10 protein-coding genes are annotated in these 13191 nt (G+C 62.1%); 6 read left to right on the forward strand and 4 right to left on the reverse strand.

All coding sequences use genetic code 11. The annotated features are described in order from the left end of the window. The first annotated feature begins 239 nt into the window (after positions 1 to 239). Both ACO77H_RS27040 and ACO77H_RS27045 read left to right on the forward strand, forming a co-directional pair. Entirely contained in the window at positions 240 to 500 is a 261-nt protein-coding gene (locus tag ACO77H_RS27040) for an accessory factor UbiK family protein (protein ID WP_057444205.1), read from the forward strand. Between the two features lie 176 nt (positions 501 to 676). Further along, the gene (locus tag ACO77H_RS27045) at positions 677 to 2173 is read left to right on the forward strand and encodes a YifB family Mg chelatase-like AAA ATPase (protein ID WP_432754779.1); all 1497 of its coding nucleotides are present in this window, start codon (positions 677 to 679) and stop codon (positions 2171 to 2173) included. A gap of 6 nt (positions 2174 to 2179) precedes the next feature. Here the strand turns inward: ACO77H_RS27045 and ACO77H_RS27050 are convergent, their stop codons facing one another. Continuing rightward, positions 2180 to 2755, reverse strand: coding sequence for a TetR/AcrR family transcriptional regulator (locus ACO77H_RS27050; RefSeq protein ID WP_169955392.1), 576 nt, complete (start codon positions 2753 to 2755; stop codon positions 2180 to 2182). A 113-nt stretch (positions 2756 to 2868) separates the two neighbouring features. Here ACO77H_RS27050 and ACO77H_RS27055 point away from each other — a divergent pair, with 113 nt between their 5' ends. Beyond that, positions 2869 to 3780, forward strand: a complete 912-nt coding sequence (locus ACO77H_RS27055) for an ABC transporter six-transmembrane domain-containing protein (protein ID WP_432754780.1) — start codon at positions 2869 to 2871, stop codon at positions 3778 to 3780. Here the strand turns inward: ACO77H_RS27055 and ACO77H_RS27060 are convergent, their stop codons facing one another. Together ACO77H_RS27060 and ACO77H_RS27065 are read right to left on the reverse strand one after the other, a co-directional pair. Then, a complete protein-coding gene (locus tag ACO77H_RS27060) occupies positions 3781 to 5763 on the reverse strand; it encodes a methyl-accepting chemotaxis protein (protein WP_432754781.1) in 1983 nt (660 codons plus the stop codon). A gap of 189 nt (positions 5764 to 5952) precedes the next feature. Beyond that, entirely contained in the window at positions 5953 to 6873 is a 921-nt protein-coding gene (locus ACO77H_RS27065) for a LysR substrate-binding domain-containing protein (protein WP_170042075.1), read from the reverse strand. A 152-nt stretch (positions 6874 to 7025) separates the two neighbouring features. On the opposite strand from ACO77H_RS27065, the gene ACO77H_RS27070 reads away from it, so the two are divergent. Further along, entirely contained in the window at positions 7026 to 8393 is a 1368-nt protein-coding gene (locus ACO77H_RS27070) for a NorM family multidrug efflux MATE transporter (protein ID WP_172313745.1), read from the forward strand. A 129-nt stretch (positions 8394 to 8522) separates the two neighbouring features. Here the strand turns inward: ACO77H_RS27070 and ACO77H_RS27075 are convergent, their stop codons facing one another. Further along, entirely contained in the window at positions 8523 to 10196 is a 1674-nt protein-coding gene (locus tag ACO77H_RS27075) for a putative bifunctional diguanylate cyclase/phosphodiesterase (protein WP_170042074.1), read from the reverse strand. A 268-nt stretch (positions 10197 to 10464) separates the two neighbouring features. On the opposite strand from ACO77H_RS27075, the gene rep reads away from it, so the two are divergent. Both rep and ACO77H_RS27085 read left to right on the forward strand, forming a co-directional pair. Then, the gene (gene rep / locus ACO77H_RS27080; protein ID WP_169955398.1) at positions 10465 to 12474 is read left to right on the forward strand and encodes a DNA helicase Rep; all 2010 of its coding nucleotides are present in this window, start codon (positions 10465 to 10467) and stop codon (positions 12472 to 12474) included. 57 nt (positions 12475 to 12531) lie between these two features. Beyond that, entirely contained in the window at positions 12532 to 13104 is a 573-nt protein-coding gene (locus ACO77H_RS27085; RefSeq protein WP_029289761.1) for a xanthine phosphoribosyltransferase, read from the forward strand. Positions 13105 to 13191 lie beyond the last annotated feature (87 nt).

Here is a 13191-nt window from a genome sequence, read left to right on the forward strand (position 1 = left end):
GCATCAGTGCATGGGTCATGATCGTCTAAGCAGAAACCTTGCCAGCTCCGTAAAAATCACTGAAATCAATCCGTTGCCCGCTCACACCGAGCGATGGGCCGTTGTAGCAGCCCACATACGCACAAAAACAGTGCGTCCGCATTCGGGCCAATGCGCGAAAAGCGTGCGCAGAGCACTGGGAAAAGACTATAGGCGCTGCGTGATACACTGCCGGCCAACTGTTTTCCGGAATGTTTCCCATGCTCGCGCCCAAAGACCTCCTCGACGCCCTGAGCGGCCACGCCTCTCGCCTGTTCAGCGGCGAGACCCCGCTGCCTCGCAATGAAATCGAAAGCCAGTTCAAGGCACTGCTGCAAAGCGGGTTCAGCAAACTGGACCTGGTCAGCCGGGAAGAATTCGACAGCCAGATGGTAGTCCTGGCCCGCACCCGAGCACGCCTGGAGAGCCTGGAGGCGAAGGTGGCAGAGTTGGAAGCACGGTTGAATCCACCCCAGGAATAACCACCCTGCCCCCTGTAGGAGCCGGCTTGCCGGCGATGGCTGTCTACCTGACACACCAAGCCGGCTCCTGCAATTTCAACGCCCGGATACGTTCAGTAAAACCTGCGCAAGGCGCCTCCCCCTCTCTCGTCTACCCTTGAAAAACCGCAAAGCGGCCCTCCCTTCAAGGAACGAACATGTCCCTCGCCATCGTCCACAGCCGCGCCCAGATCGGCGTCGAAGCCCCCGCCGTCACGGTCGAAGTGCATATGGCCAATGGCTTGCCGTCCCTGACCCTGGTGGGCTTGCCGGAGACTGCGGTCAAGGAAAGCAAAGACCGCGTGCGCAGCGCCATTCTCAACAGTGCGCTGCAATACCCCGCGCGCCGCATCACCCTTAACCTGGCGCCCGCCGACCTGCCCAAGGACGGCGGGCGTTTTGATCTGGCGATTGCCCTGGGGATTCTCGCGGCCAGCGTACAGGTGCCGGCACAGGCGTTGGATGGCGTGGAGTGCCTCGGCGAACTGGCCCTGTCTGGCGAAGTGCGTGCCGTCAAAGGTGTGTTGCCAGCCGCATTGGCCGCACGCAAGGCCGGGCGCAGCGTGATCGTGCCCAGGGCCAATGCCGAGGAGGCGTGCCTGGCCGGCGGGTTGAAGGTGATTGCGGTGGATCATCTGCTGCAAGTGGTGGCGCACCTGAATGGGCTGGTGCCGATCGAGCCTTACACGTCCGACGGATTGCTGTACCTGAACAAACCTTACCCGGACCTGAGCGAGGTGCAGGGCCAACTGGCCGCCAAGCGCGCACTGCTGATTGCGGCAGCGGGTGCCCACAACTTGCTGTTCAGCGGGCCACCCGGCACCGGCAAGACCTTGCTTGCCAGCCGCCTGCCCGGCCTGCTACCGCCCTTGAGCGAACAGGAGGCGCTGGAAGTGGCGGCGATCCAATCAGTGGTCAGCCTGGCGCCGTTGAGCCACTGGCCTCATCGGCCCTTTCGCCAGCCGCACCATTCCGCGTCCGGGCCGGCGCTGGTGGGCGGCGGCTCGAAACCGCAGCCTGGGGAAATCACCCTGGCCCATCACGGGGTGTTGTTTCTCGATGAGCTGCCGGAATTTGATCGCAAGGTGCTGGAGGTGCTGCGCGAACCGCTGGAATCGGGACATATCGTGATTTCCCGGGCACGCGACCGCGTCAGCTTCCCGGCACGCTTTCAACTGGTGGCGGCGATGAACCCCTGCCCTTGCGGTTACATGGGTGAGCCCAGTGGACGTTGCCGGTGTACGCCGGAGCAGATCCAGCGCTACCGCAACAAACTCTCCGGGCCGTTGCTGGACCGGATTGATTTGCACCTGACCGTGGCACGTGAAACCACCGTGCTGAACCCCTCCCAAAAGGTCGGTGATGACACGGCGAAGGCATCCGCCCAAGTGGCCGAGGCCCGGGAGCGCCAGCAAGGGCGCCAGGGTTGCGCGAATGCCTTCCTCGACCTGGCGGGATTACGCGAGCACTGCGCACTGGTAAACGCCGATGAAAGCTGGCTGGAGAGCGCTTGCGAGCGGCTGACGTTATCGCTGCGCGCAGCCCACCGACTGCTCAAGGTCGCGCGTACCCTGGCAGACCTTGAGCAAGTGGAAGGCATCGCTCGCCATCACTTGGCGGAGGCATTGCAGTACCGGCCGGCATCAGTTGGCTAGCAGCGTTCAGGAAAAATCCAGCAGCAGCCTCGCCACTTCCAGCACCTCACCCAGTACCGCTTCTGCCGACTCGGCGGAAGGCTTGAGCATCAGGTCATCGGCGTAGCCCATCGCCAGGGCGAAGAGCTGCCGTGCAGCGCGTTGGGGCGACTTGCAGCGAAAGACCCCGGCAGCGACACCCCGCTCGATCACCTCGGCAAGCATGCCTTGCCATTGGGCATTGATCACCAGGTAAGCCTTGGCCATTTGCGCGTCATGCATGGCCTCGTCCCAGGCGTCCAGCCAGAGAGCCCAGCCTGCATCGGCGGTGCTGGGCAGACAGTCGCTCAAGAATCCTACGAGCGCCTCCAGTGGTGGGGCATCGGCCAAGGGCTCGCGCACTTCATCCAATTGCTCATTCGCAAAGCGCACAAAGGCTTCGCGGCGCAATTCATTCCAGTCGCTGAAGTAGTGATAGACATGGCTGCGCGACAGCCCGGCATGTTCGGCCAAGTCACGGGTGGATACATCGGCAAACCCCTTGCTGCGAAACAGCTCCAAGGCAGCGGCGATGATCTGGTCTTTACGGTCGATACGCGACATGGGCAATTCCTTACGGGCGCCACCAGATAAGCGGCGCTTGCTTTTTGAGCGATCGCTCAAGGATACTTGAGCAGTCGCTCAATAGTAGCGCCTATTACTCCTTCGGTGCACCCATGCCATCCACAACGCCACACATCCTGATCGAAGAAAGCAAGAAAATCGGCCAGCAATCGGCCAGCCAAACCCTCAAGGCAATCGCCAAGGCTTATCCCGGCAAGCTGTTCTGCACGCTGTCGTTGGTTGCGCTGGAGAACGCGTTGCTGCTGGCCTATCCCCTGTTTGCCGGTTTCGCCGTGGACTCGATCCTGCGCGGCGATGCCGGCAGTGCGCTGTTCTATGCGGCCGTGGTGATGGCGTTCTGGGTGGTCGGCGCCGCACGCCGGGCGTTGGATACCCGCACTTTCACGCGGATCTACGCCGATCTTGCCGTACCTGTGATTCTCAATCAGCGTCTGCAGAACCACAGCACGTCCAAGGCAGCCGCACGGGTGGTGCTGGCGCGGGACTTTGTCGATTTTTTCGAAAAACATGTGCCCGTGATCGCAACGGCCTTGGTCTCCATCGTTGGCGCAGCTGCGATGCTGCTGGTGATTGAACCTTGGGTGGGCCTGGCCTGCTTTGCGGCATTGCTGCTTTGCATCATCCTGCTACCGCGATTTGCCCGCCGTAACGAGCAGTTGCACGAACGGTTGAATAACCGCCTGGAGAAAGAAATTGGCCTGGTGGAAAAGGTGGGCGCCCAGACATTGCGACGCCATTACCAGTTGCTGTCACGCCTGCGTATCTGGCTGTCGGACCGCGAAGCCGCCGCCTACCTGTTTCTCGGCACGCTGGCAGCGCTACTGTTCATCGTAGCGATCAGCCAACTGGCCTTGTCGCCAGCGGTCAAGGCCGGTCATGTCTATGCGGTGATGACGTACCTGTGGACCTTCGTCAGCAGTCTCGACGAAGCGCCAGGGATGGTTGATCAACTGGCGCGACTCAAGGACATCGGCAAACGGGTGGACCCGGGGCTCGGGGATTGATCAGCCTTGTCGAAACCGATCCACCTCCTGCCGCAACCCCGCCGCCAACGTCTCCAGCTCCCGGGCAGTGATCGCAAGGTTCGACACCACTTCCCGCTGCTCACTGTTGGCCAGGGCAATGCTCTGCAGGTTGCTGCTGAGCAAAGTCGCGGTGCTGCTTTGCTCCTGGGTCGCGGTGGTAATCGCGGCGAACTGCTGCCCCGCCGAACGGCTTTGTTCGTCGATGCGCGCCAGAGCCGAGGCCACGTCGGCGTTGCGCGACAGGCCTTCCTGCATCAGCACATTGCCCTGCTCCATGGTGCTGATGGCGTTGCCGGTTTCCTGCTGGATGCTCTGGATCATTCCGGAAATTTCATCGGTGGCCTGGCGGGTGCGTGAGGCTAGGTTGCGCACTTCATCGGCGACCACGGCAAACCCACGCCCCTGCTCCCCGGCCCGCGCCGCCTCGATGGCGGCGTTGAGCGCCAGCAGGTTGGTCTGATCGGCAATCGAGGTGATCACGCCGACGATGCCGCCGATTTCCTGGGAGCGTTGGCCCAGGGTATTGATCACCGTGGCCGTGCTGTTGAGTGCCGTGGCGATATGTTCCAGGGACGACGACGCCTCCTGCATCGAGTTGCGACCGATGCGGGTCTGCTGGGCATTTTCCTGGGCCAGGCGCTCGGTATTGCCCATGTTGTCGGCAATGTTCAACGAGGTGGCGCTGAACTCTTCCACCGCGCCGGCCATGCTGGTGATCTCGCCGGACTGCTGCTCCATGCCCTCATAGGCCCCGCCCGACAGACCCGACAGCGCCTGGGCGCGGCTGTTGACCTCTTCGGCCGCCTCGCGGATGTGGGAGACCATGGTCGACAGGGCTTCACCCATCTGGTTGAAACTGCGCGCCAGTTGACCGATCTCGTCATGGCTGGACACATTCAGCCGCGCACTCAAATCACCGGCGCCCAGGGCTTCGGCCTGGCGCACCAGGTCACCCAGGGGCTGGAGTTTGCTGCGCAGCAGCCAGACCGCCGCGCCCACGGCCAACAGCATCGCCAGCACGCTGCCGATTACCAGGCGGATACCCACGGCCCAGGTCACCGCGCGGATCTCGGCCTTGGGCATGGTCGCCACCACCGACCACGGGCCGCCGTCAAACGGCACCGCAACGCTGTAGAAGTCCTCGCCCTGGTCACTCCAGAAACGCCCCTGGCCGGGCTTTTGCGCCAGCTCCAGGATCGGCGCAACCGCCTGCTCCGGGGCCTGCACACCAGCGGGCGGCACCAGCCAGTGCTTTTGCTCGTCCAGCAGCGCCAGCGAGCCGGTCTGGCCAATGCGAAAACGCTTGAGGTTGGCGAACTGGGCGTTCTGCGCATCGGTGTAGTCAAAACCGATAAACAACACCGCAATCACCTGGCCGCTGGCATCGCGCACCGGGCTGTATTGGGTCATGTAGGAGCGCTCGAACAGAACCGCACGGCCAATGTAGCTCTGCCCGGCAAGCAGGCGCTGGTAGGCCGGGCCCTGGCGATCCAGCACGGTGCCGATCGCACGGTTGCCGTCCTGTTTGGTCAGGGAGGTGCTGATGCGGACAAAGTCTTCGCCACTGCGCACGAACACCGTAGCCACGCCACCGGACATCTGCTTGAACTCATCAACCTCGTCGAAGTTGTTGTTCAACACCTGGTCGCCCAGGTACAGGCTCGGGGTCTGTACCCCGGCCACGTTCACTTTCTGCTCGGGATGCACGCGCAACCCGGCGGCGAAGCGCTGCTCAAACAACCCGCTCAAACGCTCGGTGCTCTCGCGCAGGGTGCTGTGGAAGGTATTGAGTTGGTCGGCGAGCAAGCGCGCTTCGCTGGCCAGGTGTTCTTCGCGGGTTTGCAGGTTGGCCGAATCCAGGGAGCGCAGGGCAAATAGGGTGCTGGCGCTGATCACGACAGCCAATATGACCGCCAAGGCAATGCCCAGCTGCGAAGCGATGCGGGCGCGGGGTTGAGACATGACAGCTCCTGGCCGAGGCCCGGATCGTCCTGATCTCATAGCGCTAATCGGCGAATTTCTTGGATTGGGGGGCACGCTGAGCCGCAACTAATGGCGGCTCCGACACACCTACTTCGGCGGCCTGGATCAATACTTGAGCAAATTACAGGGGTATCACTCAAACGCATTGTTTGCGCGCGCTGCATCGATTCAGTCGAGCTGCTCCACTGGCGGCAGTGTCATGGCCCGGACCTCACTTTGCAGGAAGTCCGAGAGCCTGCGCAGGCGCTCGCCGCCGGGGCGGGTCTTGGGCCAGACCAGGTAGTAACTTTCGCCGCTGGCCACCGCAGTAGGCCAGGGCAGGCTCAAGCGCCCCTGCGCCACATCTTCGGCAACCATCAGCAAATCCCCCATGGACACGCCATAGCCCCGAGCGGCGGCAATCATGCCCAACTCCAGCGTATCGAACACCTGCCCACCCTTGATGGCGACACGAGAGGCCAGGCCGGTGCGTTGCAACCAACGGCGCCAATCACGCCGGTCCGGCGTGGGGTGCAGCAGTTCAGCGCCGGCCAGGCGCTCCACATCCCAGGGGCCATCGTTGAGCAGGTTCGGCGCGCCCACCGGGATCAGCAGTTCGGGGAACAGGTAACTGGCCTCCCAATCTGTGGGAAAGTGCCCATCGCTCAGTAGGACCGCGCAGTCGAACGGCTCCTGGTTGAAATCCACCTCATCGATGCTCATCCACGCACTGGTCAACTGCACCTCGTTGCCCGGCTGCAAGTGCCGGAACCGACTCAGGCGTGCCAGCAACCAGCGCATGGTCAGGGTCGACGGGGCCTTCATGCGCAGGATGTCATCTTCGGCATTCAAGGTATGGCAGGCGCGCTCCAGGGCGGCGAAGCCCTCGCGCACGCCCGGCAGCAGCAAGCGCGCCGATTCGGTGAGCTGCAAGGTGCGCCCGCTGCGCTGGAACAGGCGACAGGCGAAATGCTCCTCCAGGGTGCGGATATGCCGGCTGACCGCACTTTGGGTGATGGACAGTTCTTCGGCGGCACGGGTGAAGGAGTTGTGCCGTGAGGCGGCTTCAAATGCACGCAAGGCATACAGCGGAGGAAGGCGACGAGACATGAGGAAAACTCCGACGGCACGATCCGCAAACCCTACCAGAATCATCCTGGCATGAGTTTTAATCATGCCAATGATCGCATTTATCCCTTTGTGAAAAGCGCTGAGAGCGTCGAAAATCAACCCTTCTACCCTTTGTGCAAATATTGAGCGTGATGATCATGCAGCATCCGGCGCGTACCGAACTCTGGGCCATTCTGCGGCTGTCAGGGCCGTTGATTGCCTCACAGCTGGCGCACATGCTGATGGTGCTGACCGACACCCTGATGATGGCCCGCCTGAGCCCCGAAGCCCTGGCCGGCGGTGGGCTCGGCGCGGCGAGCTATTCGTTCGTGTCGATCTTTTGCATCGGCGTGATTGCCGCCGTGGGCACCCTGGTCGCCATTCGCCAGGGCGCCGGTGATATCGAAGGCGCTACCCGCCTGACCCAGGCCGGCCTGTGGCTGGCCTGGCTGATGGCCTTGGTGGCGGGCCTGCTGCTGTGGAACCTCAAGCCGGTGCTGCTGATGTTCGGCCAGACCGAGACCAACGTGCAGTCGGCCGGCCAGTTCCTGATGATCCTGCCGTTTGCCCTGCCCGGCTACCTGACATTCATGGCCCTGCGCGGCTTCACCAGCGCCATCGGCAAAGCCACCCCGGTGATGGTGATCAGCCTGTGCGGCACGGTGATCAACTACCTGCTCAACCATGCATTGATCGAAGGCATGTTCGGCCTGCCCAAACTGGGCCTGATGGGCATCGGCCTGGTCACGGCGATTGTCGCCAACTGCATGGCCCTGGCGCTGTTGTGGTACATCAAATACAACCGCGCCTACGCCGCCTACCCATTGGGCAAGGGCCTGTTGCAGCCCAACCTGCATTACTTGCGCGAGCTGTGGCGCCTGGGCCTGCCGATTGGCGGCACCTATGCAGTGGAAGTCGGCTTGTTCGCCTTCGCGGCGCTGTGCATGGGCACCATGGGCAGTACGCAGTTGGCGGCCCACCAGATTGCCCTGCAAATCGTCTCGGTGGCGTTCATGGTCCCGGCGGGCATGTCCTATGCGGTCACCATGCGCATCGGCTTGCATTACGGCGGCGGGCACCTGCTCGGCGCACGGCTCGCCGGGCGTGTGGGTATCGCCTTCGGCGCGACGGTGATGCTGGGGTTTGCCATGGTGTTCTGGCTGTTTTCAGACCCGCTGATCGGCCTGTTCCTCGACCATGACGACCCGGCCTTCGCCCAGGTGATCAGCCTGGCGGTGAGCCTGTTGGCCGTGGCGGCGTGGTTCGAGTTGTTCGACGGTGTGCAGACTATCGCCATGGGCTGCATCCGCGGGCTGAAGGATGCCAAGACGACCTTCCTCGTCGGCCTGGGCTGTTACTGGTTGATTGGCGCACCGGCGGCCTGGCTGATGGCGTTTACCCTGGGGTGGGGGCCGACCGGGGTGTGGTGGGGGTTGGCGCTGGGGCTGGCCTGCGCGGCGATTACCCTGACGTGGGCGTTTGAAAGAAAGATGAGGCGGATGATTGCCCAGACAAACTGAAGAAGGTACGCGTTCACTGTAGGAGCTGGCTTGCCAGCGATGGCGATGTATCAGTCACAGTATCGTTGACCGACAGACTGCTATCGCTGGCAAGCCAGCTCCTACAATGATTGGTTTGACCGCACCGGCCTAGATCACTTCACCCAACAACGCCTGCTGGCTGCTGCCAAACGTCAGGTATTCCACCAATTCCGCCAGCGGCAACGGCTTGCTGATCAGGTAACCCTGGGCCTGGTCGCACCCAAACAAGCGCAACAACGCCAGTTGCTCGGGGGTTTCCACGCCTTCGGCCACCACTTCCAGGTTGAGGTTGTGGGCCAGGTTGATCATGGCATGCACCAGCTTGCGGTTTTCCTCGCGTTCTTCCATGCCGCCGACAAAGCTCTTGTCGATCTTGAGCAAGGCAATCGGCAGGCTGTTGAGGTGTACGAAGGACGAGAAACCAGTGCCAAAGTCATCCAGGGAGAAACGCACCCCCAGGCGGCCCAGGGCATCCATGGTCTGCTTGACCAGGTCGCTGCGGCGCATCACGGCGGTTTCGGTCAGCTCGAACTCCAACCACTGCGCCTCCACCCCGCGCTCGGCAATCAAGCGGCTCAAGGTCGACAGCAACTGGCTGTCCTGGAACTGACGGAACGACAGGTTGACCGCCATGTGCAGCGGCGGCAGGCCGCGTTCGCGCAGGTCCTGCATATCGCGCAGGGCTCGGGAAATCACCCAGTAGCCCAACGGCACGATCAGGCCGCTCTGCTCGGCCAGCGGCACGAACTCGCTAGGCGGCAACAACCCGCGCTCACCATGGCGCCAGCGCACCAGGGCTTCGAGGCCGACGATATGCCCATCGTCCAGGTCCAGACGCGGCTGGTAATGCAGTTCCAATTCGTCACGGCGCAGCGCCCGGCGCAGTTCGCTTTCCAGGTCGGCGAGGCTGCGGGCGTTGCGGTTGATGCGTTCATTAAAGATATGAAAGGTGCAGCCCTGGGTGCTCTTGGCCTGCTGCATGGCGATATGCGCGTGCCACATCAACGGGTCGGCGCCGGCCTTGGCGCGGGCATGGGCCACACCCAGGCTGCAACCGATCAGCAGGCTCTCGCCATCGACCCAATAAGGTTCCGCCATGGCCTCGGTGATGCGCTCGGCCATCCACTCGGCGCGCTGCGGCGCACGGCGGGTGTCGATCAGCAAGGCGAATTCGTCACTGCCCAGGCGTGCCAGTTGGTCGCCGACTTCCAGTTGGCTCTTGAGCCGCGAGACCACTTGCAGGATCAGCCGGTCGCCCGCCTGGTGACCGAGGGCATCGTTGGCGTGGCGGAAGTTGTCCAGGTCCAGGTGGCCGAGGGCCAGGCCACGCCCGTCGTTTTCGGCAAGGCGCGCGGCCAGCAAGGTCTGGAAGCCCTGACGGTTGGCGATGCCGGTCAGCGGATCCTGTTCGGCCAGGCGTTGCAGGGTATTTTCCAGCACGCCGCGCTCGCGCACGTGGCGCAGGCAGCGGCGCAGCGTATCCACGTCAAACGCACCACGGATCAACCAGTCGCTGGCGCCCAATGGCGCAACCAGCGGTTCCTGCTCCAGCAGCAACACGGTGGGCAGGCTACAGCGGCCAGGGCCGGGTTGCAGGCTGGGGGTGGTCAGCAATACAGCCGTGCGGTCGTCGTCGAACAGGCTGCTCACCGACTCCCAGTTTGGCGCACTGATCAGCACAGCCCCATCGCCCATCGGCGTCAGGCACTCGCGCAACAACGCTGCCCACGCAGGCTCATCGGCCAGTAGCAGCAAACGCAAGGGTTCGACAGGCGTAGACAAGCTAGCTCCCTAGACTTTGCAAAATTTCGTTGGCGGCGGGCATTATGACGTGCAGCCTGATAATGACCAATGATATTGGTTATCAAATACGTGCTGTGCGGCTCTAGATCGAACAATAGACCCAAAAACCCCGCACATCCTGCGGCAAAGTAACAAAACCGGCAAATTTAGATCGAGTGGTACGTCACACTGTCGTTCAGAGGCGGCAGAATCTTGCCAGCCTGTTAAAATGCCCGCCCTTTTCGCTCAAAGACTCCCAAAACCCTGTATGTCCCGACTCAATCCCCGGCAGCAAGAAGCCGTGAACTACGTCGGCGGCCCTCTATTGGTGCTCGCCGGTGCTGGCTCCGGCAAGACCAGCGTGATCACCCGCAAGATCGCGCACTTGATCCAGAACTGTGGCATCCGTGCCCAGTACATCGTCGCCATGACCTTTACCAACAAGGCGGCGCGGGAAATGAAAGAGCGCGTCGGCACCCTGCTCAAGGGTGGCGAAGGCCGTGGCCTCACCGTGTGTACCTTCCACAACCTGGGGCTGAACATCATCCGCAAGGAGCATGTGCGGCTGGGCTACAAGCCGGGCTTCTCGATCTTCGACGAGACCGACGTCAAGTCCCTGATGACCGACATCATGCAGAAGGAATATGCCGGCGACGACGGCGTAGACGAGATCAAGAACATGATCGGCTCGTGGAAAAACGACCTGATCCTGCCCGCCGAAGCCCTGGAAAACGCGCGCAACCCCAAGGAACAGACCGCCGCCATTGTCTATACCCACTACCAGCGCACGCTCAAGGCGTTCAACGCGGTGGACTTCGACGACCTGATCCTGCTGCCGGTGAAACTGTTCCAGGAACACAAGGACATCCTGGAAAAGTGGCAGAACAAGGTGCGCTACCTGCTGGTGGACGAATACCAGGACACCAACGCCAGCCAATACCTGCTGGTGAAGCTGCTGATCGGCACGCGCAACCAGTTCACCGTGGTCGGCGACGATGACCAGTCGATCTACGCCTGGCGCGGAGCGCGCCCGGAAAACCTGATGCTGCTCAAGGACGACTACCCGTCCCTGAAAGTGGTGATGCTGGAGCAGAACTACCGCTCCACCAGTCGCATCCTGCGTTGCGCCAACGTGCTGATCTCCAACAACCCCCACGAGTTTGAAAAACAACTGTGGAGCGAGATGGGCCACGGCGACGAGATCCGCGTGATCCGCTGTCGCAACGAAGACGCCGAAGCCGAGCGCGTGGCCGTCGAACTGCTGACCTTGCACCTGCGCACCGACCGCCCCTACAGCGACTTCGCCATCCTGTATCGCGGCAACTACCAGGCCAAGCTGATCGAGCTGAAGTTGCAGCACCACCAGATTCCTTATCGATTGTCAGGCGGCAACAGCTTTTTCGGACGCCAGGAGGTAAAGGATCTGATGGCCTACTTCCGGCTGATCGTGAACCCGGACGACGACAACGCCTTCCTGCGCGTGATCAACGTGCCACGCCGGGAAATCGGCTCCACCACCCTGGAAAAGCTCGGTAACTACGCCACCGAACGCAAGATCTCGATGTACGCCGCCACCGATGAAATCGGCCTGGGCGAGCACCTGGACACGCGCTTCACCGATCGCCTGTCGCGCTTCAAGCGCTTTATGGACAAGGTGCGCGAGCAATGCGCCGGCGAAGACCCGATCAGCGCCCTGCGCAGCATGGTCATGGATATCGACTATGAAAACTGGCTGCGCACCAACAGTTCCAGCGACAAGGCGGCGGACTACCGCATGGGCAACGTCTGGTTCCTGATCGAGGCGTTGAAGAACACCCTGGAAAAAGACGAAGACGGTGAAATGACCGTCGAGGACGCCATCGGCAAGCTGGTGCTGCGCGACATGCTCGAGCGCCAGCAGGAAGAAGAGGATGGCGCCGAAGGTGTGCAGATGATGACCTTGCATGCGTCCAAGGGCCTGGAATTCCCCTACGTGTTCATCATGGGCATGGAAGAGGAAATCCTCCCACACCGTTCCAGCATCGAAGCCGACACCATCGAAGAAGAACGGCGCCTGGCCTACGTGGGTATTACCCGCGCGCGTCAGACCCTGGCCTTCACCTTTGCGGCCAAGCGCAAGCAGTACGGCGAGATCATCGACTGCGCCCCGAGCCGGTTCCTCGATGAGCTGCCACCGGACGATCTGGCCTGGGAAGGCAACGACGACACCCCAACTGAAGTCAAGGCGGTACGCGGCAACACCGCCCTGGCGGATATACGCGCGATGCTAAAGCGCTAGAATCGACTACTTTTTAATCTACTTTCGGCGCCCCTTGCGCCACCAGAGGAAGCTTTTGTGGAAGCACTGCACAAGAAAATTCGCGAAGAAGGCATCGTGCTTTCCGACCAGGTACTCAAGGTCGACGCCTTTCTGAACCATCAGATCGACCCGGCGCTGATGAAGCTGATCGGCGACGAATTCGCCGCGCTGTTCAAGGACTCGGGGATCACCAAGATCGTCACTATCGAAGCCTCTGGCATCGCGCCGGCGATCATGACCGGCCTGAACCTGGGCGTGCCGGTGATCTTCGCCCGTAAGCAGCAGTCCCTGACCCTGACGGAAAACCTGCTGTCGGCGACGGTGTATTCCTTCACCAAGAAAGTCGAAAGCACTGTGGCAATTTCCCCGCGCCACCTGACCAGCAGCGACCGCGTGCTGGTGATCGATGACTTCCTGGCCAACGGCAAGGCGTCCCAGGCACTGATTTCGATCATCAAGCAGGCTGGCGCCACCGTGGCAGGCCTGGGGATCGTGATCGAGAAGTCGTTCCAGGGCGGGCGTGCCGAGCTGGATGCCCAGGGTTACCGGGTTGAGTCGCTGGCGCGGGTCAAGTCCCTGGCTGGCGGTGTCGTGACCTTCATCGACTGAAGGTGAGCGAGCACAGTTAAAAATGTGGGAGCTGGCTTGCCTGCGATAGCGCAGTGTCAGGCGACAGAGATGTCGACTGTCAGGCCC

Source organism: Pseudomonas sp. WMBT8 (genome assembly GCF_050916005.1).
GTDB lineage: Bacteria > Pseudomonadota > Gammaproteobacteria > Pseudomonadales > Pseudomonadaceae > Aquipseudomonas.